This is a genomic window from Stutzerimonas stutzeri RCH2 (assembly GCF_000327065.1).
Lineage (GTDB): Bacteria > Pseudomonadota > Gammaproteobacteria > Pseudomonadales > Pseudomonadaceae > Stutzerimonas > Stutzerimonas stutzeri_AE.
This window is the reverse complement of sequence record NC_019936.1, coordinates 3,613,548-3,636,185: the sequence shown is the minus strand read 5'-3', so window position 1 is coordinate 3,636,185 and position 22,638 is coordinate 3,613,548. Positions and strand designations below refer to the sequence as shown.

Sequence of the window (22,638 nt, the reverse complement as noted above, 5' to 3'; positions counted from 1 at the left end):
ATGATCCGCGGGTGAGTTTGAACGCGCCGAAGTCTGCGCACCCGCTTGTGAGGCCTTCGTAAAGAAGGCGTGAAAATTCCGTCATTTGCCTGCTAGCGAAACGATATGCGCATCCTGGTCATCGAAGACAACCGCGACATCCTGGCGAACGTGCTGGATTACCTCGAACTCAAGGGCTACGTGGTGGATTGCGCCCAGGACGGCCTCAGCGGCCTGCACCTGGCCGCGACCGAGCACTACGACCTGATCGTGCTGGACATCATGCTGCCCGGCATCGACGGGCTGCAGGTGTGCAAGCGGCTGCGCGAGGACGCCGGGCGCGACACTCCGATCATCATGCTCACCGCCCGCGACGCGCTGGCCGACCGACTGCAAGGGCTGGGCGCTGGTGCCGACGATTATCTGGTCAAGCCGTTCGCGCTGTCCGAGCTGGTCGCCCGTATCGAGGCCGTGCTACGTCGTAGCCAGGGTTCGCGCAAGAACAAGCTGCAGGTCGGTGACCTGCAGTATGACCTCGACACCCTGCAGGCAACCCGTGCCGGGCAGCCGCTGCGGTTGAACCCGATTGGCCACAAGCTGCTGGCGATCCTGATGCAGAAGAGCCCGGCGGTGGTGCGCCGCGAGCAGCTGGAGGAGGCGCTGTGGGGCAACGATGTGCCTGACAGCGACAGCCTGCGCAGCCATATCCACCAGCTGCGTCAGGTGCTCGACAAACCGTTCGCGACACCGCTGCTGCACACCGTGCACGGCGTCGGGTTTCGCCTCGCGGAGAGCGAGCATGCTGGCTAAGCAACCGTTCGCCCGACGCATCGTCATTGCCTTCACCCTGATGACGCTGGTGGTCAGCGGCACGTTTTCGCTCGGCATCGTCGCGGTCGTGCATTTCATCGAGGAGCACCTGGTGACCCAGGAGCTGGGGCGCGAGCTGGATAGCGTGCTCAATGACGTGATGGTGCACGGGGATGCACCACGGCTCGACGCCGCCACCCGATTCTTCGCCTCGAACCTGCCCGGCTATGCCATTCCCGAAGCCTTTCGGGGGCTCGGCGATGGGTTCACCGAGCTGGTCCGCAACGACGATGCCTACTACGTCTATCAACGCGAAATCGACGGCGCCAAGTATCTGCTGGTCGAGGAGCAGCATGAGTTCGAGGCGCGCGAGAATGCATTGTTCATGGTGGTGCTGGCCGGATTCCTGCTGAGCATCGTCGGTGCCTGGGGGCTTGGCTGGTTGATGGCCAGGAAAGTCATGGCGCCGCTGTCACGCCTGGCACAACAGGTACGTCATCGTGATCAGCTGCACCCGATGGCGCCGCCACTGGCGTTGCAATATCCGGATGATGAAGTCGGCCATGTGGCGGCTGCCTTCGACAGCACCCTCGGCCAGCTGCGCCAGACTCTGGAGCGCGAGCGGCTGTTCACCGCCGATGTCAGCCACGAACTGCGCACGCCGCTGATGGTGGTGCTCGGTGCCTGCGAGCTGCTTGAACAGCAGGCCGAGCTGCCGCCAGCTGCGCAGCGACCGCTGGCGCGCATCCAGCGCGCCGCGCAGGAAATGCACGAGCTGGTGGAAACCTTCCTGATGCTGGCGCGGGCGCGTCCGCAACAGACGTCCTTGGCGGGTGACACCAGCTTGCGGAGCGTAGCGACTGAACAGAGCGAACGTTGGGCACCGTTGCTGGCAGAAAAAGGCCTGGCCTTCGAGCTGCGGGAGGAGGGTGAGGACAAGGGCGTCTATAACCACACCTTGCTTGCCACGGTGATGTCCAATCTCCTGCGCAACGCGCTGCACTACACCGACCGCGGCACGGTGCGTCTGGTCCTGAGCGAGGGTGGCTTTCGCGTCGAGGACAGCGGCGTGGGCATTCCCCTGGCGGAGCAGGAACGCATGTTCCAGCCATTCGTGCGCGGCGCTGAGGGGCGCGGCGAAGGGCTGGGATTGGGACTGTCGCTGGTCAAACGTATCTGCGCGCATCAGAGCTGGCAGGTGGGGGTGGTGCCGCGGCAACCGCAGGGCAGCTGCTTCCAGGTGCGCTTTGATGACGGCGTGGTTTGACGTTTTTTTCACATCCCGTTGACGGGCTCTTGATGTCTGTCTGGTTAGTTTGGTGTTCCGTTTTCAACCGGAATGCCCGCCATGCCCACATCGAGCCCTATCGAACTGGAGTTCTCGCGCAAGTACGACCGTCAGCACGCCTACGAATATCTGCACAAGCACCAGGACGGGCTGGCCCGGCGGCTATCGCACTGGCGTGACGAACAGATGGCGCGCCGCGCACTGAAGATTGCCGGCGACCCCGATCTGGTGCTCGACCTGCCCTGTGGCGCCGGGCGCTTCTGGCCGCTGCTGGCCAAACATCCGAGCCGGATGATCTTCGCCGCGGACAACTCCGCCGACATGCTGGCGATCGCCGAGGCTTCGCAGCCGCTGGAAGTGCTCAAACGGGTGGAGACCTTTCAGACGTCGGCCTTCGCCATCGACATGGGCGACAACGCGGTCGACAACATCTTCTGCATGCGCCTGTTGCACCACATCGCCGATCCGGCGCATCGCCTGGCGATGCTGCGCGAATTCCATCGCGTCACACGCGACACGCTGATCGTCTCGCTGTGGGTCGATGGCAACTACAAGGCCTGGAAGCGCAAGCGCCTTGAGCGGCGGCGACCGGCCAAGGACAACCAGAACCGTTTCGTCGTCGCGCGCTCGGTGATCGAGGCGGAGTTTGCCGAGGCTGGCTTCGACATTCTCGACCGCAACGACTTTCTGCCGGGCTACGCCATGTGGCGCGTCTACGTGCTGCGCAAGCGGGGGTGAGCATGAATCGTCCTCTCGTACTGCCCGCCCGTGAGCCACGCACCAGCACCTTTCAGCGCTGGTGGGATACTCAAGGCGAATGGGTCGAGGAGCCCAATCGCCGGCGTGACGGTGAAAGCGGGGTGCAGCGCATCCGGTTGCGCGACGCACAACAGCCGCCGTTGTACTGCAAGCGCCAGATCGGCCACCTGTACCGCTCGCTGCTCCATCCGTTCGGCCGGCCGACGGCGTTGCGTGAGCGGTACGCACTGCAGGCCATGCGCGATCTCAGTGTGGGCGTGCCAGAGCTGGTCTATTGCGGTACCCGGCAGCAGGCCGGGCGGTGGCAGGCACTGCTGGTGACGAAGGCGCTGGACGGCTTTGTCAGCCTGGAGGATTGGTACGGCGAAGACATGCCCGCCTACTACGGCGACACGCTGCAGGGGCGCATGCTCGAAGCGGTCGGAAGCACCCTCGGCCGTATCCATCAGGCGCGCTGGCAGCATGGCTGCTGCTACCCCAAGCACATCTTCCTGAAGGTTCACGGTGAGGGCACGGCGGCGTGGGTGGAGGTCGCGCTGCTCGATCTGGAAAAGAGTCGCCGTCGTCTTCGGCGCAGCGCGGCGGCGCGGCATGACCTGCGCCAGCTCAAGCGCCATCGGCAGACGATGCCGGAGCAGGACTGGCAGCGACTGCTGGCCGCCCATGCTGCGTTCAGCCGGGCGCGCTGCGATGTCATCTGAACCGACCAGCACGCTGATCGATGGCTCGACACTCAAGGGTCGCAGCGGTGTGGCGCGTGTCTGGCACGCCTGCGGCTACTCGCTGGCAGGTTTGCGGGCCGCCTACGCGGGCGAGGCAGCGTTCCGCCAGCTGGTGTGGCTGAGCCTTTTGCTGGTGCCGCTGGCGTTGCTGCTCGACGTCAGCCGCATCGAGCGCGCCGTGCTGATCGCCGTGGTGCTGCTTGTGTTGATCGTCGAGCTGCTCAATTCGGCGATCGAGGCCGCTATCGACCGCATCTCCTACGAGCTGCATCCACTTTCCAAACAGGCAAAGGACATGGGCAGCGCCGCGCAACTGCTGGCGCTGTGTCTGCTTGCCCTGGTCTGGGCGGTGGTCCTGCTGTGAGCTCCCTTCCGTTTCACCAAGGAATGTCCCGATGATCGATGGAACCGCTCGCGCGCAGGCCGGCCAGCCGGGTCTGCGCCAGCACCTGCTGTTCACCACCGGCAGCGCCCTCGCGCTGCTGGCGCTGTTTGCCCTGCTGCGCCTGGCGCTGTTGTTGTACAACCATGAGCTGCTCGGCGACGCCTCGTTCGCTACGATGCTCGAAGGTTTCGGCAACGGTCTGCGCTTCGACCTGCGTGTGCTGGTCTACATGCTGGTGCCGCTGTCACTGGCGGTGCTTAGCCCGCGCGCGATGGCGGCGCGCAGGTTGCAGCGGATCTGGCTCGGCGCCTGCGCCAGCCTGGCGATTCTGCTCGGCATGGTCGAGCTGAACTTCTATCAGGAATTTCATCAGCGGCTGAACGCGCTGGTTTTCCAGTATCTCGCCGAGGACCCGGCGACCGTGCTCAGCATGCTCTGGCACGGCTTTCCGGTGGTGAAACTGCTGAGTGTCTGGGCAGGGCTGACGTTGCTCTGGTCGCTGCTGTTCGGCTGGCTCGACCGCCATTGCCGCCCAAACGCGGCGCTGGCCAAGCGCCCGGTGCAGTCCGCGCAGGCTGGCTGGTCCTGGCGCGGCACCGCCCTGCTGGCGCTGGTGCTGATCAGCGTGGTCGCCGCCCGCGGCACGCTGCGCCAGGGGCCTCCGCTACGCTGGGGCGATGCCTTCACCACCGATTCGGTGTTCATCAACCAGCTCGGCCTGAATCCCGCGCTGACCCTCTACGAGGCGGCGAAGAACCGCTATTCCGATCATCGCGACAACGCCTGGAAGGCGGTGCTGCCCGAAGACGAGGCGCTGGCGGTCACCCGCGAGCTGCTGCTGACCGGCAACGACCAGCTGGCCGACCCGGAGCTGGCCGCCGTGCGCCGCGACTACCGGTCGCCGGAGGCCGGTCGCCTGCCGGTGCGCAACGTGGTGGTGATCCTCATGGAGAGCTTTGCCGGGCGCTATGTCGGTGCGCTGGGCAACGGCGACGGCATCACGCCGAACTTCGACCGCCTGGCCGGTGAGGGGCTGCTGTTCGAGCGCTTCTTCGCCAACGGCACCCACACCCACCAGGGCATGTTCGCCAGCATGGCCTGCTTTCCCAACCTGCCGGGCTTCGAGTATCTGATGCAGTCCCCGGAGGGTGGTAACCGCTTCTCCGGACTGCCGCAGCTGCTCAGCGCCCGGGCGTTCAACGACGTCTACGTCTACAACGGCGATTTCGCCTGGGACAACCAGCTCGGCTTCTTCGGCAACCAGGGCATGACCCGCTTCGTTGGGCGTAGTGACTATGTCGACCCGGTGGTGGCTGACCCGACCTGGGGCGTCTCCGACCAGGACATGTTCGACCGCGCGGTGCAGGAGCTCGGTGCCCTGGCCGCGGACGAACCCTTCTATGCGCTGCTGCAGACGCTTTCCAACCACACGCCCTATGCGCTGCCGGAGCCGCTGCCAGTGCCTGCGGTCAGTGGCCATGGCTCGCAGGATGCACACCTGACCGCCATGCGCTACTCCGACTGGGCGCTGGGCCGCTTCTTCGAGCAGGCCAAGCGCCAATCCTGGTACAAGGACACCCTGTTCGTGGTGGTCGGCGACCATGGCTTCGGTGCGCCGGAGCAGCTGACCGAGATGGACCTGTTCCGCTTCCATGTGCCGCTGCTGCTGATCGCGCCGGGCATCACCGAGCAGTTCGGCAGCCGCCGCGAAGTGGTCGGCACCCAGGTCGACGTGGTGCCGACCATCATGGGCCGTCTCGGTGGCGAGGTGCGTCATCAGTGCTGGGGGCGTGACCTGCTGGCCCTGGACGAGCGCGACCCAGGTTTCGGCATCATCAAGCCCTCCGGCAGCGATCAGACCGTGGCGATGATCCGTGGCGATCGGATTCTGGTGCAGCCCAGGGATCTCGAACCGCAACTGTACCGCTATCGCCTGGGTGCCAATGCCGCGGCCGAGCGAATCGTCGATGCCGCCAGCGCGACGCCGATGCTGCGCCAGCTGCAGGCGTACCTGCAGGTGGCTACCGCCAGCCTGCTGGGCAACAGCACGGCCGATCGCGAACGGGAAGAGACACCAGCCGGCGAGGCGCTGGCGCGCACCGCCAACGGGCCGCAGGCGCGCCCGGACAAGGGCTGAGCGCGGCGGGCGATCAGTGTTCCAGCGGCTTGAAGCTGTCGTCTGCGAAGTAAGTCGCGTAGTCGCCCAGCGCACCGACCACGGTCACCGCGCCGTCGCGCTGGCCGGCCGGGGCGCCGCTCATGGCATCGGCGCCAGCTAGCAGCTGGGCGATGATCAGGTGCAGCTGCGCGTCGGCCTCGGCGCTCAGCTTGCAGTTCTCCACCATGTAGGCGACCTGACCGCGCACCACCTCGGCCAGCTCGCCGTAGCGTGCGGCGGGCAGGCGATCCTCGTGGATCGCCGGCAATGCCTGGCGCATGTCGTCGTTGATGGTGCCCATCGCCTGGCGCAGCGGCGCGTCGGTGGTCCAGCGCTTGCCGGCATCGAGCTGCAATGCCGGCGCGCCTTCGCCGTGGCCGTGGTCATGGCTGCTGGCGGCGAGGCCGGCGCCGGCGTGGCCGAGGGTGCCGGCGAGGATGATGGCGAGGGCCAGAGCCTGGGGTTTGCGGATCATCGGTAGAACTCCATTGAGCGAGCCGCCGAAATGCGACTCCTGGTGTTCTAACGCAGGCGCGACGGATTTGTTCCATCGCGCCGTGCAATCCGTCATTTGCGGTGCAGTTGCTCGATGCTGTCGGCGCCGAACGACTGCTGCGTCAGCACCTGGGCGAGCCGCTCACGCTGCTGCGGTTCGAGAATCTCGCGTTCCAGGAGCAGCTGGTCGATGAGCAGGCGCTGCTGTTCGTTCTGCAGTTCGGCGATCTTAGTCTGTTCGGCGTCGATCACCGTGCGGTCCACCTGCTCGGCGAAGATCGCCTCGATCAGTCGGTTACGGTGTTCGTTGAGGCTGGCGTTGGAGGCTCGCAGGTAACTCAGGAACGGCGCTTCGGCATCGTGCCAGCGCTGCAGCTGACTGGCGCTCAGCTGCAGCTCGCGCGACAGCTCGGTCGGCGCGCCGGAGGGCATCGGCAGACCATCTTGGCTGAGTTTCTGCCAGCCGACGGCGGCGAGCACGCCGACGTTGACCAGCACGGACAGGACCAGGGCGTTGCGCAGGGTGGTATTGCTCATTTCAGGTTTACCTTCAGGTAGCAGAATTCGGGGCGCGCGCAGAGCGCGCCGGGTGGGGCGCTGCCGAGGACGGCGAGCATGTCGTGGCTGGGTGAGCTGCTCGGTGGCTGGCCGGGCAGGGCATGCCCGAGCAGCAGGCCGAGCAGGACCGACGCCGCGGCGCCGATGCCCTGCGCCCAGTGGCGCGCCCACCAGTTGCGGGCGGGCGGTGCGAAGGACCGTTGCAGACGGTCCTGCAGCTCGGCCGGCAATTCCGGGCAGGCCAACGCGCGCAGGCCCTGGCCGAGCCCGTCGAGTTCGGCCAGGGTGGCGCGACACTGCTGACAACTCGCCAGGTGGTCGCGGGCGCCACGCTGTTCGGTGGCGCTGAGTTCGCCGTCGAGGTAGGCGGACAGGGTCATCATGTCCAGATGCTCAGTCATCGAGTATGCCTCCGTTGGCCTGGCGATAGCCGTGCAGCAGCGCCTCGCGGGCACGTGCCAGGCGCGACTTGACGGTGCCTGCGTTGAGCTGCAGCGTGGCGGCCAGTTCGTCGTAGCTCAGTCCTTCCACCTCGCGCAGCAGCAGAATCTCGCGCTGTTCGTGGGGCAGGCGGGCCAGCAGCCGTTCCAGCATCTCCAGGTCACGTGCGCTCTGCAGCCGTCTGAGCGGTGATGGCGCGGGGTCGATTGGTTCGGCCTGTTCATCCGCAGCCAGGACGACATGCCGCTGCCGCTGGCGCAGCAAATCCAGCGCGGCATTGCGCGCGATCTGCAGCAGCCAGGTCTGCAGGCGCGCCTCCGGGCGCCACCTGGGCAGCGCCTGGTAGGCGCGGATGAACGTTTCCTGGGTCAGATCGGCGGCCTCGTCGGTACTGCCGAGCAAACGGCGGATGAAGTGGAAGACCCGCGCCTGATGGGCGCGCACCAGCGCGCCGAAGGCCTGGCGATCACCGCGCACCGCTTGCTGGATGAGCTCCTGTTCACACTCGTTCATTGACCGCTCGACTGGGTTGATCGCAGGCACGGCTGCCGGCCGTACTACCGCAGGGCTATAACGCAACGGTTGGCGAAATGTTCCTGCTGTTTTCGCTTCAGCGCGGAATCTTCACCCGGTCGTCATCGAAGTCGCCGCGTTCGGCGTCGCGGTGGCAGGCCACGCAGTTGAAGCGCCCACCCACCGCTTCGCGGGCGAACTTGGCCTCGCTGACTTCGTCATGCTTGTGATCGAACCAGCGGGTCTGGCTGATGCGCGGCGGCTCGCCAGCGGTCGGCGACGGCTCTACCGGCAAGCGGTTGGCGGCCGAGGCGCGGACCAGGAACTCGAGGATTTCCCTTTCCTGCACCGGGTCCAGCGAGGCGTTGCTGCCATAGTGATCGCTCAGGGTGCGCATCTGCTCGCGCCAGGCATCGGCTGGCAGCAGGCCGGGGGAATAGAGCATGTGGCAGGCGGCGCATTCTTCCTTCCACACCAGCGGTGCATCGCTGGGCACGGCCAGGCGCTTGGGCCGCTTGTAGCCCTTGCGCTCATGATGATCGTCATCGGCCAGGCTGAAACCGGCCAGGGTCAGTGCCAGGGCCAGGCCGGCGATGGTGGAAAGCGCGATGATGGGTTTCATGGCCGTACTCCTACTTCAAGCCAGTGATCCAGCTGATGAAATCGCCCTTCTCCTGCGCAGTGCATTCGCGGGCGAAAACGTCGTCGCAGTTGCGGCGGAACCATTTCTCGACCTTGGCGAGATCGGTGAAACGCTTCGGGTTGGCCACCGGTGCCAGCGGGTCGACCTTGCGCTGCGCGGGCGTCTTGCCGGCCTGGCGCGGGTCCGTGGTGTGGCAGCTGGTGCAGCTCATGGTCTTGCCGCTGCGCTGCTCCTCGGCGACGTACAGCGCCTGGCCGCGCTCGGCGGAAAAGCCGGCGAAGGCGGGATTTTCCTGGCGGGCCTGGGCGGCGTAGCCGGGCAGCAGTGGGTGTTCGGTTTCGGCCAGCGCCGGCAGGCTCAGGCAGCAGGCCAGGACGATCCAGTGGGTTTTCATGGGGCACGCTCCAGTGAGGAATGAGCGCAGCCTAGGCCGGACGCCTTACGCGAAGCTGAATATGGCAGTTTGATGGCATTCAGCTTCGCTTCAGCTGGCGGGTTTACAAAGGTGGCACTTCCTATTCAGAGGATTGCCATCGTGGCTGCCTTCAAGCGTTTCCGCCTGTTTCATTGGCTGCTCGCCGGTTTCTTCGTCGCCGTCTACCTCAGTGGCGACGATGCCGAGCTGCTGCACGTCTGGCTGGGCTATGGCCTGGTCGCCCTGCTGGTGATGCGCCTGCTGATCGCGCCGCTGCGTCTGCGTGGCGTTCCGCGTCTGCTGCCGGCAAAGATGCAGCGGCGCAATCTGAGTCTGACTTCGTTCGGCACCTGGCTGACCTTCGCCACGCTGCTCAGTCTGGCGCTGGCCAGTCTTCTCGGCCTGGGTATGGTGGATAACGGTGATGTGCTGGCAGCGCTGCCGGGGGTTGGCCCGGATCTGTTCGGGTCGGCCAGCGACATCGATTTCGTCGGCTGGCTGGGCGATGCCGAGGAGGTTCATGAGTTCTTCGCCAACCTGGCGCTGACCCTGGTCGCGCTGCATATCGGCTATGTCGTGCTGTTCCGCCGCACTGCCGCCTGGGCGATGCTGCGCGGCCCGCGCCAGCCGGCCGAACCGGGTGCGCCGGTGTCGGTCGCCGCTTCCGAAGCGCCGGCATTCGCAGCGCTGACGGTGATCGCGCGCCAGGCCGAAACGGCCGATGCCGCCTCCTTCAGCCTGCAGGTGCCGGCGGAACTGCGCGAGCGTTTCGCCGCGCAACCGGGGCAGTTCGTCACCCTGCGTGTGCCCTGCAGCGAGCCGCCGTTGCTGCGCAGCTATTCGCTGTCGAAACCGCTCGGCAGCGACGGTGTGCTGCGCATCAGCGTGCGCCGCGTGCCTGGCGGGCGGGCCTCGAACTGGCTGCTGGACAACCTGCAGGTGGGCCAGCGCATCGACGTGCTGCCACCGGCGGGCCGTCTGGTGCCGCACGATCTGGATGGCGACCTGCTGTTGCTGGGCGCGGGCAGCGGCATCACTCCGCTGCGGGCGATCCTGCAGGCGGCGCTCGAGCAGGGCCGGGGGCGGGTCTTCCTGTTCTATGCCAGCCGCGATGCCGCCTCGCTGATCTTCGCCGAAGAGCTGGCCGACTTTGCCGCACGCTACCCCGAACGCTTGCAATTGCGTATCTGGCTGGATGCCGAGCAGGGGATACCCAGCGCACCGGCGATCGCCGCGAAGATCGGCGACTGGCCGCAGGGCGAGGCATTCGTCTGCGGACCGCAGCCGTTCATGGACGGCGCCTCGGTGGCGCTCGCCGAGCTGGACGTGTCGAGCGACGCCATTCACGTCGAACGCTTCAATACGGCCGCGCCGGTGGCGCCGCTCAGCGAGCTGCGCCAGCCGCTGCACAGCCGCCTGCAGGTGGCGCTGGATGGCCGCCGGCATGCACTGGATGTGCAGCAGGGTGAAGTGCTGCTGGACGCCATGGAGCAGGCCGGGCTGCAGCCGCCCAGCGCCTGCCGCGCCGGTGTCTGCGCCGCCTGCCGCTGCCGGGTGGTGGAGGGCAGTGTGAGCATGCGCAGCAACCAGGTGCTCAGTGATCAGCAGGTGCGCCAGGGCTGGACGCTCGCCTGCCAGGCCGTACCGACCAGCACCCGGCTGGCGGTGGAGTACTGACAGCCGCGAAGGAACGACGGCGATCGGCCAATGCATGCCCGGGCCCGCGCTGGCAAGCCGCGGGCCCGGCGTTGGCCACTGCAGTGCCGGCCAGTAGCGCAGGCGCAGACTGATGGAGGCTGGGCCTTACCCGTTGGTGCCGCCTTTCTCCACCGGCAGATCATGTTGCTGCCAGGCGATCCATGAGCCGGGCACGTTCACCACGTGGCGGAAGCCCTCGCGCTTGAGGATGCTGGCGGCAATCGAGGCGCGGTAGCCGCTGCCGCAGTAGGTCGCCACGGTCCTTGTCCAGTCGTTCCAGGCCCTCGGGCAGATGGGCGACGAAGGCGTGGTGGGCGCCGGGCACGCGGCCTTGCTCGACCTCCTCGGGGGCGCGCACGTCGAGCACCTGGACCTGCGGATCCTCTCGGCGACGGTTCAGCTCGTGCACCGTCCATTGGCCGACGCTGGCCAGGGGCAGGCCGGCGTTCTGCCAGTCGGTCATGCCGTTACGCAGATAACCTTCTACCCGATCGAGACCGATCCGATACAGCTGCAGCGTGGCCTGGTGGATCTGCTGGCTGTTTTCGCCGATCAGGTAGATCGGTCGCTGGTCGTCGAGCATCCAGCCGGCCCAGCTGACGAATTCGTTCTGCAGGGCGATGTTCAGCGCGCCGGGCACATGGCCGCCGCCGAAGGCGAGGATCGAGCGCAGGTCCACCAGCTGCACGGCGCTGTGGTCGGCGCTGCGCTCGGCGAACGCTTCCGGCGACAGCGGCGTTGGCAGCATCGGCCCGTGCATGTGCGTGGCCGGGCGCACGTTGAGCTTCTTCAGCCGTGCATAGTGGCGCGGCGGCTCGGGCATGCCGCTGAGCAGCCAGTCGATGAATTCGGCTTCGTTGCGTCGCTGGTTGAGCGCCGGGTTGAACAACAACTCGTTGCCCAGGGTGGAGCGCCGGCGATCACCGATCGACTTGCCGCACGCCGAGCCCGCGCCGTGACACGGGTAGATTTCGACGCGCTCACCGAGCGGCAGGTAGCGGGTGAACAGCGTGGCATAGAGCTGGGCGGCCAGTTGCTTGGTGCTGTCCTCGCCGAGCAGGTCGGGGCGGCCGACGTCGAGGTTGAACAGGGTGTCGCCGGTGAACAGGGCGAAGGGCTCATCGCCCTGCTGGCCGTCGCGCAGCAGCAGCGAGATGTGTTCCGGCGTGTGGCCGGGCGAGTAGATGATTTCCAGGCTGACCTGGCCGAGTTCCAGCACCTCGCCATCGGCAGCCTGGCGCAGCTCGAAACCGTAGTCCGCCGAGCAGCCACCGATGATCTCGGCGCCGCTGCGTTCGGCCAGCGCCTGGGCGCCGGAGACGAAGTCGGCATGGATGTGGGTTTCGATGACGTAGGCGATCCGCAGGCCTTTTTCGCGGGCCAGGTCGAGGTAGATATCGACGTCGCGCCGCGGGTCGATCACCGCGGCGACCGCGGCCTTGCTGTCTCCCACCAGGTAGGAAATCTGCGCCAGGCCGTCGGTGTAGATGGGCTCGAAAACCAGCATGCGTGTACCTCCGTAACGTGTGAACGGTTACGGATGTGAACCCTGACAGGGCGCTGGCGTTCAGTCGCCGGCGGTCACCGGCGAACCAGCAGCACCCCGGATTCCATGTGGTGGGTATAGGGGAACTGGTCGAACAGCGCGCAGCGCTCGATGCGGTGGGTGTCGGCCAGCTGGGCGATGTTCTGCGCCAGGGTTTCCGGGTTGCAGGAGATGTAGAGGATGCGCTCGAAGCGGCGGGTCAGCTCGCAGGTGTCCGGGTCCATGCCGGCGCGCGGCGGGTCGACGAAAACGCTGCCGAAGTCGTAGCTCTTCAGGTCGATGTCGGCCAGGCGGCGGAACGGCCGCACCTCGTTCAGCGCCTGCGTCAGCTCCTCGGCGGAAAGACGCACCAGCTCGATGTTGTCGATGCCGGTGTCGGCGATATTGGCCAGCGCGGCGTTGACCGAAGTCTTGCTGATCTCGGTGGCCAGCACGCGGCGCACGCGAGTGGCCAGCGGCAGGGTGAAGTTGCCGTTGCCGCAGTAGAGCTCGAGCAGGTCGTCGTCGCGCTCACCGAGCGCCTCGAAGGCCCAGTTCAGCATCTTCTGGCAGACCTCGCCGTTGGGCTGGGTGAAGGCGCCCTCGGGCTGGCGATAGCGGAAGGTTCGCCCGGCGACCACCAGCGCTTCCTCAACGTAATCACGACCGATGACGATGCGCTTGCCCTTCGAGCGGCCGACCAGGCTGACGCCGAGGTTGGCGGCGAGCTGCTCGGCTTCGGCCTGCCAGGCCTCGTCCAGTGGGCGGTGGTAGGCGAGGGTGATCAGCGCATCGCCGGCCAGGGTGGTGAGGAATTCGACCTGGAACAACTTGAAGCTGAGCACTTCCGACGCCTGCCAGGCGGCTTTCAGTTGTGGCATCAGCTCATTGATGCGACGGCTGGCGATGGGGAAGTCGTCGATCAGAATGGCCTTGTGCTTGTCGCCCTGCTCGAACATCGCGTAATGGCGCTGGCCATCCTCGCGCCACAGTCGGAATTCGGTGCGCAGGCGGTAATGCTCGCGCGGCGAGTCGAAGACTTCTGGTGCCGGTGCATCGAACGGCGCCAGCAGTTCCACCAGCCGGGCGGCTTTCTCGGCGAGCTGGGTTTCGTATTGGGCGGGGTCGAGCTTGGGCAGCGGCATGGCGGGGGCTTCGTGCAGAGGTTTGAGGAGCTTTACGGCGCCGGCCGCTCCCACAGTAGTTCGCTCCGTGGGGTGGCCTTACCGCGAATTAACGCATGTTGCGGATCGCTATTTGTAGGGTGGATCGGGGCGCGCAGCTGACGCTTCATCCATCCAGCGTTGCCGCACGGAAGGTGGATGAGAAAAGCGTCATCCACCCTACGCTGCGATCAGCCGGCGAACCAGCCCAGCTTGACCACGAACAGTGCCGAGAGAATCCACATCGCCGGGCTCAGCTCGCGCCAGCGGCCGGCGAGCAGCTTGATCGCCGTCCAGGCGATGAAGCCGAAGGCGATGCCGTTGGCGATGGAGAAAGTCAGCGGCATCGCGAGCGCGGCAACCACGACCGGCGCGGCGACGGTGAGGTCGTCCCAGTCGATGTTGGCCAGGCTGCTCATCATCAGCACGGCGACGAACAGCAGCGCCGGGGCGGTGGCGTAGGCCGGCACGGCGCCGGCCAGCGGGGCGAAGAACAGGCTGAGCAGGAACAGCAGGGCGACCACGCAGGCGGTCAGGCCGGTGCGGCCACCGGCAGCGGTACCGGCGGCGGATTCGATGTAGCTGGTGGTGGTCGAGGTACCCAGCGCCGCGCCGGCCATGGTCGCGGTGCTATCGGCCAGCAGGGCGCGGCCCAGGCGCGGCATCTTGCCGTCCTTGTCCAGCAGGTCGGCCTTTTGCGCCACGCCGATCAGGGTGCCGGAGGTGTCGAACAGGTCGACGAAGAGGAAGGCGAAGATCACGCTGATCAGGCCGATATCCAGCGCGCCCATGATGTCCAGCTGCATGAAGGTCGGCGCCAGCGACGGCGGCATCGACACCACGCCGTTGAGCTGCGACAGGCCGAGCAGGATCGACAGGCCGGTAACCACCAGAATGCCGATCATCACCGCACCGGTGACCTGGCGATAGGCCAGCGCGGCGATCAGGAAGAAGCCCAGGCAGGCCAGCAGCGTGCCGCCGGCGCTGAGGTCACCCAGGCCGACCAGAGTGGCGGGGTTGTCGACGACGATGCCGGCGTTCTTCAGCGCGATGATCGCCAGGAACAGGCCGATACCCGCGGCGATGCCGGCACGCAGGGCCAGCGGAATGCTGTGGATGATCCACTCGCGAATCTTGAAGATCGACAAGCCGAAGAAGATCACGCCGGAGAGGAACACCGCCCCCAGCGCGGTCTGCCAGGTGTAACCCATGGTCAGCACGACGGTGTAGGTGAAGAAGGCGTTCAGGCCCATGCCCGGCGCCAGCGCGATCGGGTAGTTGGCAACCAGGCCCATGATCGCCGAGCCGATGGCTGCGGCCAGGCAGGTGGCGACGAACACCGCGCCGTGATCCATGCCGGTTTCGGCGAGGATGCTCGGGTTGACGAAGAGGATGTAGGCCATCGTCAGGAAGGTGGTGATACCGGCCAGGACCTCGGTGCGCAGCGTGGTGTTGTGCGCCTTGAGTTGAAATAGCTTTTCCAGCATGGTCGATCCTCTAAGTGCCGGTCAGTGTGAGGGCTGTCGCCTCTGGCGGGCGATTCGCGTGTCGTCGCAAAAGCCGCGCATCTTACACCGGCCGGCAGCGCGGTTGAATTTCCATTGAGCAGGTGAACGCCATGAGCAAACGAGTCCTGATTCCGATCGCCGACGGTTCCGAAGACCTGGAGGCCGTCACCCTGATCGACGTGCTGCGCCGCGCCGAGTTCGAGGTACTGGTGGCCAGTGCCGAAGAGCGGCGCATGCTGACCTGCGCGCGCGGCACGCGGATCACCGCCGACGCCATGCTGCTCGACGTGCTGGCGCAGGATTTCGACCTGATCGTGCTGCCCGGCGGCATGCCCGGGGCGAAAACACTTGGAGAACTGGAACCGCTGGCCGAGCGCGTACGCCAGCAGGCCCGTGCCGGGCTCGATTTCGCCGCGATCTGCGCCGCGCCGGCGGTGGCGCTGCACCCCTACGGCGTGCTCAAGGGCCGTCAGGTGACCTGCTACCCGGGCATGAGCGACAACCTCACCGGCACGCATTTCCTTGACCAGCCGGTGGTGGTGGACGGCAACTGCATCACCAGCCAGGGCCCGGCGACCGCCCTGGAGTTCGCGCTGACCCTGGTGGAGCGTCTGGCCGGTCGCGGCAAGCGCCGCGAAGTAGCCGACGCCATGCTGGTGCCGGCAACGACGAACTAACCTGGCCTCGGATCGGTCACTCCTTGCATTGCCGGGAGTCCTGGCAGCAATGGGCTGAATCCGAGGAGATCAATGGACAGTGTCGATCTGGCGGTACTGCGACGGGCCCGCGACTGGCTGCGTGACGGTCATCCCGTGGTGCTCTACACCGTGCTGGAAACCTGGGGCAGCGCGCCGCGCCCGATCGGCTCGCTGCTGGCGCTACGCGGCGACGGCCGCGTCGAAGGCTCGGTGTCCGGCGGCTGCGTCGAGGATGATCTGCTCGCGCGGGTCATGGCCGACCAGCCACCGCAGGCTTGCCAGCTGATCACCTACGGCGTGAGCAAGGAAGAGTCCGCGCGTTTCGGTCTGCCCTGCGGCGGTACGCTGCGCCTGTTGCAGGAGCCATTGCGCGAAGCCGGATGGATCGATGAGCTGCTGCGGCGCTGCGCCGGGCACGAGCGGCTGCTGCGCTGCGTGGATATCGCCAGTGGTGATGTAACGCTGCAAACCGCCGGCCGCGACGCCGCGCTGCAGTTCGACGGGCATACCCTGCGCGCACCATTCGGCCCGGCCTGGCGCCTGCTGCTGATCGGCGCCGGGCAGCTGTCGCGCTATGTCGCCGACCTGGCACATGGCCTCGGCTTCGAGGTACTGATCTGCGACCCGCGCGAAGGCTATGCCCACGACTGGGATGCGGCGACGGTGCGCTTCGTCCCCGGCATGCCGGACGATGCCGTGCTGGCCATCGAAGCGGATGCGCACACCGCCATCGTCGCGCTGACCCACGATCCACGACTGGACGACATGGCGCTGCTCACCGCGCTGCAGTCCGAAGCCTTCTACGTCGGCGCGCTGGGCTCGCGGGCCAACAGCGAAAAGCGCAAGGCGCGCCTGCTCTCGCTGGGCCTCGGCGAGCGGCAGGTGCAGCGGTTGCACGGCCCCATCGGCTTGCCCATCGGCAGCCGTACACCGGCGGAAATCGCGCTGTCCTTGATGGCCGAGGTGGTGGCGCTGAAAAACGGCGCCCTGGTCAGCCAGGCGTTGCCGGAACAGCGCTGTGCCTGAGCAGGGCGTTTGCGCCATCGTTCTGGCTGCGGGGCAGGGCAGTCGGTATCGAGCTGCCGGTGGGGCGGACAAGCTGCTGGCGGCCAGCCTGGCTGCTGCGTCTTCGCCGCCGGTGCTCGCCGCCACGCTGGCCAACCTTCGTGGTGTCGCCGAACGGCTGCTGGTGGTGACCCGTGCAGACAATCTGCCTCTGCGCGACTGGCTGAGCGCCAACGCTGCCGACTGCGAGGTGCTCGCGCTGGAAACCCGCGGCCTCGGCCACAGCCTCGCGCAGGCCGTCGCCCAAGCGCCGGCGGCACGTGGCTGGCTGGTGGCGCTGGCCGATATGCCCTATGTGCAGCCCCGAACCCTGCGCGAGATCGCCACGGCGATCCGCGAAGACAATCTGGTCGTGCCGACCTATGACGGCCGCCCCGGCCATCCGCGCGGCATCGGCAGCGCCCATCGTGATGCGCTGCTGCAGCTGGATGGCGATCGTGGCGCGCAGGCGCTGTTCGCCGCGCACCCGGTACTGGAGCTCGCTCTGAATGATCCCGGCGTGCTGCAGGACATCGACCATCCCGGTGATCGCCGGCAGGCCTGAACGCCAATCGCCGTAGCGACTACCAAAACCTGCACGAATCAATTGGCCGGTGAGCGCAGCGCTGCGCCGGTCCCGGCGAGATGACCCTCAGTCAGCCGCCGCCACTCGACCAGCAGGGCTGAACGATTTTCGCGCCACGTCAGTCGTACCCCAAGACGCACGGACAGCGCATACCAACGCCCAAACCGTGAGGCTGCCATGAGCGAAAATTATTCAGCTGCAGGCCAAACCTGCACCATCAGCCTGGAGCTGAACGGCGAACGCCGTGAGCTCCAGGTGCAACCCTGGACCACCTTGCTCGACCTGCTGCGCGACCAGCTCGGCCTGACCGGCACCAAGAAAGGCTGCGATCACGGCCAGTGCGGTGCCTGCACGGTGCTGCTCGATGGCCGGCGCATCAACAGCTGCCTGACCCTGGCGGTGATGCACGACGGCGCCAGTCTGACCACCATCGAGGGGCTGGCCAGCGATGCGACGCTGCATCCGCTGCAGGCTGCGTTCGTCAAGCACGATGCCTTCCAGTGCGGCTACTGCACGCCGGGGCAGATCTGCTCGGCAGCCGGGCTAGCAGCGGAGAACCGTGCCAGCAGCCGTGACGAGATCCGCGAACACATGAGCGGCAACCTCTGCCGCTGTGGCGCCTATCCGAACATCCTCGCCGCCATCGAAGACGCACTGCCGACGCTGCGCGGCCAGGAGGGTGCGCAATGACGCCGTTCAGCTATCAGCGCCCCGAACGTATCGACCAGGCCATCGCCCTGCACGGGCCGCAGAGCCGCTACATCGCCGGCGGCACCAACCTGCTCGACCTGATGAAAGAGAACGTGCTGCAACCCGGCCAGCTCATCGACATCAACGGCCTGCCGCTGCGCGACATCGAGCAGACCGCCGAGGGTGGCCTGCGCATCGGTGCGCTGGTGAGCAATGCCGACCTGGCCTGGCACCCGCAGATCGAACAGCGCTACCCGCTGCTGAGCAAGGCGATCCTTGCCGGGGCATCGCCGCAGCTGCGCAACATGGCCAGCACCGGCGGCAACCTGCTGCAGCGCACCCGTTGCTACTACTTCTACGATACCGCCACGCCCTGCAACAAACGCGAGCCGGGCTCCGGTTGCAGCGCGCGTGACGGGCGCAATCGCATCCACGCGATTCTCGGTGCCAGCGAACACTGCGTCGCCGTGCACCCGTCGGACATGTGCGTCGCCCTGGCCGCGCTGGATGCCCGGGTGCATGTGGAAGGCCCGCACGGCCAGCGACGCCTCGAACTGGTGGACTTCCACCGCCTGCCCGGCGACCAGCCGCAGCAGGACAACGTGCTGGTGGAAGGCGAGCTGATCACCGCCATCGAGCTGCCGGTGGAAGGTTTCGCCAGCCACTGCGCCTACCTCAAGGTGCGCGATCGCGCCTCTTACGCATTCGCCCTGGTGTCCGTCGCGGCGGCGCTGGAGATGGATGGCGACATCATCCGCCGCGCGCGCATCGCGCTCGGTGGCGTGGCGCACAAACCCTGGCGCCTGGAAGAGGCCGAAGAACTGCTCAGCGGCAAGCGTGCCAAGCCCGAATGTTTCGCCGCCGCGGCCGACCGCCTGCTGCAAGGCGCACAGCCGCTCGCCGACAACGCCTTCAAAGTCGACCTGGCACGACGCGCCATCGTGCGCGCACTGACCGAAGCCGCCGGAGGAACCGTCCGATGAACAGCGCCAACTCTCCACTGGGCAAGCCGCTGGACCGCGTCGACGGCCCGCTCAAGGTCACCGGCAAGGCCTGCTACGCCGCCGAAGCCGAGGTGCCGGGGTTGCTCTACGGCGCCGTGGTGTCGAGCAGCATCGCCCGCGGCCGTATCAAGGGTATTGATGCCGCCGCGGCTGAAGCGCTGCCCGGCGTGCGATTGGTGCTGACCCATCAGAATCGCCCACCGGTGGCCAGCTACGACGAGCCCTACGAGGATGACGACGCCGCCGACGGCTCGCCGTTCCGCCCGCTGTACAACGACCGCGTGCTCTACAGCGGCCAGCCGCTGGCGCTGGTCGTCGCCGAGACCCAGGCGCTGGCGAGGCACGGGGCGAGCCTGGTGCACGTCGAATACGAGGTCGAAGCGCACCAGACCGATCTGCAGGCCGCGCGCGAACAGGCCCATGAAGCGCCGGCGGAGCTGCCGGAGCCGCGCGGCGATTTCGACTCGGCGTTCGCCGCGGCGGCAAAACGCATCGATTGCGAGTACGGCACCCCGGTCGAGCACCACAACCCGATGGAGCCGCATACCTCCATTGTCCAGTACCAGCCGGGCGGCGAGCTGCTGATCCATGACAAGACCCAGGGCGTGCAGAATTGCCAGCGCTACCTGGAGCAGGTCTTCGACATGCAGGGCAAGATCCGCGTGCTCGCGCCCTTCGTCGGCGGTGCCTTCGGCTCCGGCCTGCGGCCGCAGTACCAGCTGCCGCTGGCGGTGATGGCCGCACTCAAGCTGAAGGCCTCGGTGCGCGTCGAACTGACCCGGCAGCAGATGTTCACCTTCGGCTACCGCCCGCGAACCTTCCAACAGCTGAAGCTCGCGGCAGATGGCGAAGGACGGCTGCGGGCCATCGAGCACAAGGCCATCGGCCAGACCTCGCGCTTCGAGGATTTCACCGAGCACGAGGTGGAGTGGTCCGGCATGCTCTACGCCTGCGACAACGTGCGCCTCGGTTACCGCCTGGCGCCGCTGGACGTCTATACGCCGCTAGATATGCGCGCCCCCGGTGCGACAATCGGCGTCTATGCGCTGGAGTGCGCGATGGACGAGCTGGCCCATGAAGTCGGTATCGACCCGCTGGAGCTGCGCCTGCGCAACTACACCGACATCAACGGCAACGAGGGCAAGCGCTATTCCAGCAAGGAGCTGCGTGCCTGCTACCAGCAGGGCGCCGAACGCTTCGGCTGGTCGCGGCGCCCGGCGCAGCCACGCAGCCTGCGTGACGGTCATCAGTTGGTCGGCATGGGCATGGCCACTGGCGTCTGGGAAGCCATGCAGATGCCGGCCAGTGCCCGTGCCTGCATCGATGCCGACGGCAAGCTGCTGGTAACCAGCGCCACCGCCGATATCGGCACCGGCACCTATACCGCGATGACGCAAATCGCCGCCGACGCCATGGGCCTGTCGATGGCCGAGGTGGAGTTCCGCCTGGGCGATTCCAGCCTGCCGCAGGCGCCGCTTGAGGGAGGCTCGGCCACCGTGTCCTCGGTGGGAAGCGCCGTGCAGCGCGCCTGTGCAGGGCTGCGGCAAAAGCTGCTGGACGCCGTGCAGCAGTCGCCGGCATCGCCCTTTACCGGGGCGAATCTGGAAACCGTGGAGTTCGTCGATGGTCAGCTGCGGCTGAAAACCGGCGAGCATGCCGTGGCTCTGCGCGACATCGTGCAGGTCAGCGGCGCCTTGGAGGCCGAGGCCAGCGTCAAACCGGATGAAAAACGCGATGCCTGGGCAACCGGAACCCATTCGGCGGTGTTCGTCGAAGTGCGCGTCGACGAGGACCTCGGCACCATCAAGGTCAGCCGTGTGGTCAGCGCGATTGCCGCGGGCCGCATCGTCAACCCGAAGACCGCCGGCAACCAGATCGTCGGCGGCGTGGTCTGGGGCATCGGCCAGGCGCTGCACGAGGAGACGCTGATCGATCACAGGCTCGGCCGCTACATGAACCACAACCTCGCCGAGTACCACATCCCGGTGAACGCGGACATTCCCGAAATCGACGTGATCTTCGTCGAGGAGCACGACGAGGTGGTCAACGACCTGGGGTCAAAGGGGGTAGGGGAGATCGGCATCGTCGGGGCGGCGGCGGCGGTGGCCAATGCGATCTACAACGCGACGGGCAAGCGCGTGCGGGATCTGCCGATTACCCTGGATAAGTTGCTGTAGTCGCCGACGCGCAGGGTGGGCCTCGGCGCACCGCTGCGGCTGGGCCAGATGGAGCGGTGGTCGTGCCCAAGCTCCCGCGTGTGCACGCCGTGTTGGCGCTCTGCGTTCGAGGCGTGTGAACGCCTGCATCAAACCTTCATCACCCGCCTCAGCAAAAACCGCCTCACCGGCACCACTGCTCGCTCCTGCGCCAGCACGCACACCACGATGCATAACCCCAGATACAGCGGATAGAAGGCCGGCGTCAGCGCCAGTTCCCCCGCCTGTGCCACGCAATCGGCCCAGTCCTCGAGGCATTCCGCCGACACCGCCCCGAGCAGCTTCTCCGAGCGCGAGAAGAGGATGAACACCGGCACATGCAGCACGAAGAGCGGCAACGAGGCCGCGCCCAGGCGCTGTGACCAGTCGATCAACGCGGCACTGCGTGGCGTGGCGATCAGCGCGCAGAGCCAGACCAGCGCCAGCTGCGCCGGCAGCAGCAGGCCGTTGTGCAGCAGGAAGTACCAGTAGCGTTCGCCCTTGAGCAGCCACACCGTCGCCAGGAAGCTCGCCAGCACGAATGCCGACAGCGCCAGCCGTGCTGCGATGCCGAGCTGCCCGCCCGCCGCGCGCCATTCGCGGAACAGTCCGCAGAGCAGGATGCCGGCGAGAAATTCCGGCAGGCGCAGCAGCGGCATGCGGTGCAGCATGCCGGTGACGGGAATGCCGTAGGCGTCCTGCTGGATCGCCCACAGCGGCGGCAGCAGGTAAAGCGCGGCGATTGCCAGCAGCCACCAACCCTTGTGGCGCAGGCGCATCAGGCGTGGCGCCAGCAGGGGGAAGCACAGGTAGAAGAAGAACAGTGTGGAGATCGACCACAGCGGCGGGTTGAACGTCAGGTAGAGCGGGTTCCAGGCCTGCAGCATGAACAGCTGCAGCACGAAGTTCAGCGCCAGCTCGCGGTTGTTCATGAAATATTCGAGGGCGTCGCGGGCTTCGCCGCTGAGCTCCTCGTTGGTGTCGTAGACCACGTAGCGCAGGCTCGCCTTGGCATCGTCCGGGGGAATGCCGAGCTTGGCGATGATGGTCAGCACGATGGCCGTCAGCAGCAGGGAGAACAGGTGCAGCGGGTAGAGATTGGCCAGGCGTTTGCCGAGGAAATGCCGCGCCGGCTCGCGCAGTTCGCCCTGGCGACAATAGACGTGCGCCAGCAGAAAGCCGGAAAGCACGAAGAAGCTGCTGGTGGCGAAGAAGCCGACGCCGGCAAGCTCCGCGAGCCAGGTCGGCTCGCCCTCGACGTAGGCGTGCACGGTATGGAACAGCACTACATAGATGGCCAGCAGAAAGCGCAGCCATTCCAGCCCGATGAAATGTTCCGTGCGCGGCACTGCTCGCTCCCG

The 22,638-nt window shown here is 66.9% G+C and carries 23 protein-coding genes and 1 pseudogene; 13 read left to right on the top strand and 11 right to left on the bottom strand.

Going from position 1 to position 22,638, the window contains the following annotated elements:
* Positions 1-105: 105 nt before the first annotated feature.
* The 6 genes from PSEST_RS16830 to PSEST_RS16805 all read left to right on the top strand — a co-directional run bounded on the left by PSEST_RS16830 (position 106) and on the right by PSEST_RS16805 (position 6,080).
* Complete coding sequence (locus PSEST_RS16830; RefSeq protein WP_015278176.1) at positions 106-789, top strand: response regulator transcription factor; 684 nt, start codon at positions 106-108, stop codon at positions 787-789.
* Positions 779-2,056 (top strand): sensor histidine kinase, encoded by a 1,278-nt coding sequence (locus PSEST_RS16825; RefSeq protein ID WP_015278175.1) that lies wholly within the window; start codon positions 779-781, stop codon positions 2,054-2,056. The genes PSEST_RS16830 and PSEST_RS16825 overlap by 11 nt, the downstream gene beginning before the upstream one ends.
* An 81-nt stretch (positions 2,057-2,137) precedes the next feature.
* Positions 2,138-2,815 (top strand): class I SAM-dependent methyltransferase, encoded by a 678-nt coding sequence (locus tag PSEST_RS16820; RefSeq protein WP_015278174.1) that lies wholly within the window; start codon positions 2,138-2,140, stop codon positions 2,813-2,815.
* A 2-nt stretch (positions 2,816-2,817) separates the two neighbouring features.
* Positions 2,818-3,537, top strand: a complete 720-nt coding sequence (locus tag PSEST_RS16815) for a lipopolysaccharide kinase InaA family protein (RefSeq protein ID WP_015278173.1) — start codon at positions 2,818-2,820, stop codon at positions 3,535-3,537.
* Positions 3,527-3,922 (top strand): diacylglycerol kinase, encoded by a 396-nt coding sequence (locus PSEST_RS16810; RefSeq protein WP_015278172.1) that lies wholly within the window; start codon positions 3,527-3,529, stop codon positions 3,920-3,922. Before PSEST_RS16815 ends, PSEST_RS16810 begins: the two co-directional genes overlap by 11 nt.
* Before the next feature lie 31 nt (positions 3,923-3,953).
* Positions 3,954-6,080 carry an LTA synthase family protein gene (locus PSEST_RS16805; protein ID WP_015278171.1) on the top strand — a complete coding sequence of 709 codons (2,127 nt, stop codon included), beginning with the start codon at positions 3,954-3,956 and terminating at the stop codon, positions 6,078-6,080.
* 13 nt (positions 6,081-6,093) lie between these two features.
* Here PSEST_RS16805 and PSEST_RS16800 read toward each other — a convergent pair whose 3' ends face one another.
* The 6 genes from PSEST_RS16800 to PSEST_RS16775 form a co-directional block, all read right to left on the bottom strand.
* Positions 6,094-6,576 carry a hypothetical protein gene (locus tag PSEST_RS16800; RefSeq protein ID WP_015278170.1) on the bottom strand — a complete coding sequence of 161 codons (483 nt, stop codon included), beginning with the start codon at positions 6,574-6,576 and terminating at the stop codon, positions 6,094-6,096.
* A 92-nt stretch (positions 6,577-6,668) separates the two neighbouring features.
* A complete protein-coding gene (locus tag PSEST_RS16795) occupies positions 6,669-7,133 on the bottom strand; it encodes a periplasmic heavy metal sensor (protein WP_015278169.1) in 465 nt (154 codons plus the stop codon).
* On the bottom strand, positions 7,130-7,555 hold the full coding sequence (locus PSEST_RS16790) for an anti-sigma factor family protein (protein ID WP_015278168.1): 426 nt from the start codon (positions 7,553-7,555) through the stop codon (positions 7,130-7,132). The genes PSEST_RS16795 and PSEST_RS16790 overlap by 4 nt, the downstream gene beginning before the upstream one ends.
* Entirely contained in the window at positions 7,548-8,108 is a 561-nt protein-coding gene (locus PSEST_RS16785) for an RNA polymerase sigma factor (protein ID WP_015278167.1), read from the bottom strand. The genes PSEST_RS16790 and PSEST_RS16785 overlap by 8 nt, the downstream gene beginning before the upstream one ends.
* 97 nt (positions 8,109-8,205) lie before the next feature.
* On the bottom strand, positions 8,206-8,730 hold the full coding sequence (locus PSEST_RS16780) for a diheme cytochrome c (RefSeq protein ID WP_015278166.1): 525 nt from the start codon (positions 8,728-8,730) through the stop codon (positions 8,206-8,208).
* A gap of 10 nt (positions 8,731-8,740) precedes the next feature.
* A complete protein-coding gene (locus PSEST_RS16775) occupies positions 8,741-9,145 on the bottom strand; it encodes a DUF1924 domain-containing protein (RefSeq protein ID WP_015278165.1) in 405 nt (134 codons plus the stop codon).
* 141 nt (positions 9,146-9,286) lie between these two features.
* Between PSEST_RS16775 and PSEST_RS16770 the strand changes: the two genes are divergently transcribed.
* Positions 9,287-10,843 (top strand): 2Fe-2S iron-sulfur cluster-binding protein, encoded by a 1,557-nt coding sequence (locus tag PSEST_RS16770; RefSeq protein WP_015278164.1) that lies wholly within the window; start codon positions 9,287-9,289, stop codon positions 10,841-10,843.
* A gap of 126 nt (positions 10,844-10,969) precedes the next feature.
* Here the strand turns inward: PSEST_RS16770 and PSEST_RS22530 are convergent, their stop codons facing one another.
* The 4 genes and pseudogenes from PSEST_RS22530 to PSEST_RS16755 all read right to left on the bottom strand — a co-directional run bounded on the left by PSEST_RS22530 (position 10,970) and on the right by PSEST_RS16755 (position 15,039).
* Positions 10,970-11,122 (bottom strand): rhodanese-like domain-containing protein, encoded by a 153-nt coding sequence (locus PSEST_RS22530; RefSeq protein ID WP_330216877.1) that lies wholly within the window; start codon positions 11,120-11,122, stop codon positions 10,970-10,972.
* 79 nt (positions 11,123-11,201) lie between these two features.
* Positions 11,202-12,371 (bottom strand): annotated as a pseudogene (locus PSEST_RS16765) (rhodanese-like domain-containing protein); the annotation flags it as partial.
* A gap of 74 nt (positions 12,372-12,445) precedes the next feature.
* On the bottom strand, positions 12,446-13,534 hold the full coding sequence (gene trmA / locus PSEST_RS16760; RefSeq protein ID WP_041756764.1) for a tRNA (uridine(54)-C5)-methyltransferase TrmA: 1,089 nt from the start codon (positions 13,532-13,534) through the stop codon (positions 12,446-12,448).
* A 209-nt stretch (positions 13,535-13,743) separates the two neighbouring features.
* Positions 13,744-15,039: an NCS2 family permease gene (locus PSEST_RS16755; protein ID WP_015278161.1), complete on the bottom strand. Its 1,296-nt coding sequence runs from the start codon at positions 15,037-15,039 to the stop codon at positions 13,744-13,746.
* A 131-nt stretch (positions 15,040-15,170) separates the two neighbouring features.
* On the opposite strand from PSEST_RS16755, the gene PSEST_RS16750 reads away from it, so the two are divergent.
* From PSEST_RS16750 to PSEST_RS16725, 6 genes are all read left to right on the top strand, one after another.
* Positions 15,171-15,737, top strand: coding sequence for a DJ-1 family glyoxalase III (locus tag PSEST_RS16750; RefSeq protein WP_015278160.1), 567 nt, complete (start codon positions 15,171-15,173; stop codon positions 15,735-15,737).
* Between the two features lie 72 nt (positions 15,738-15,809).
* On the top strand, positions 15,810-16,784 hold the full coding sequence (locus PSEST_RS16745; protein WP_015278159.1) for an XdhC family protein: 975 nt from the start codon (positions 15,810-15,812) through the stop codon (positions 16,782-16,784).
* Positions 16,777-17,367: a nucleotidyltransferase family protein gene (locus PSEST_RS16740; protein WP_015278158.1), complete on the top strand. Its 591-nt coding sequence runs from the start codon at positions 16,777-16,779 to the stop codon at positions 17,365-17,367. Before PSEST_RS16745 ends, PSEST_RS16740 begins: the two co-directional genes overlap by 8 nt.
* Positions 17,368-17,565: 198 nt before the next feature.
* Positions 17,566-18,078: a (2Fe-2S)-binding protein gene (locus PSEST_RS16735; protein ID WP_015278157.1), complete on the top strand. Its 513-nt coding sequence runs from the start codon at positions 17,566-17,568 to the stop codon at positions 18,076-18,078.
* Positions 18,075-19,061 (top strand): FAD binding domain-containing protein, encoded by a 987-nt coding sequence (locus PSEST_RS16730; protein WP_015278156.1) that lies wholly within the window; start codon positions 18,075-18,077, stop codon positions 19,059-19,061. Before PSEST_RS16735 ends, PSEST_RS16730 begins: the two co-directional genes overlap by 4 nt.
* Positions 19,058-21,259: a xanthine dehydrogenase family protein molybdopterin-binding subunit gene (locus PSEST_RS16725; protein WP_015278155.1), complete on the top strand. Its 2,202-nt coding sequence runs from the start codon at positions 19,058-19,060 to the stop codon at positions 21,257-21,259. Before PSEST_RS16730 ends, PSEST_RS16725 begins: the two co-directional genes overlap by 4 nt.
* A gap of 128 nt (positions 21,260-21,387) precedes the next feature.
* Here the strand turns inward: PSEST_RS16725 and PSEST_RS16720 are convergent, their stop codons facing one another.
* Entirely contained in the window at positions 21,388-22,626 is a 1,239-nt protein-coding gene (locus PSEST_RS16720; protein ID WP_015278154.1) for an acyltransferase family protein, read from the bottom strand.
* Positions 22,627-22,638 lie beyond the last annotated feature (12 nt).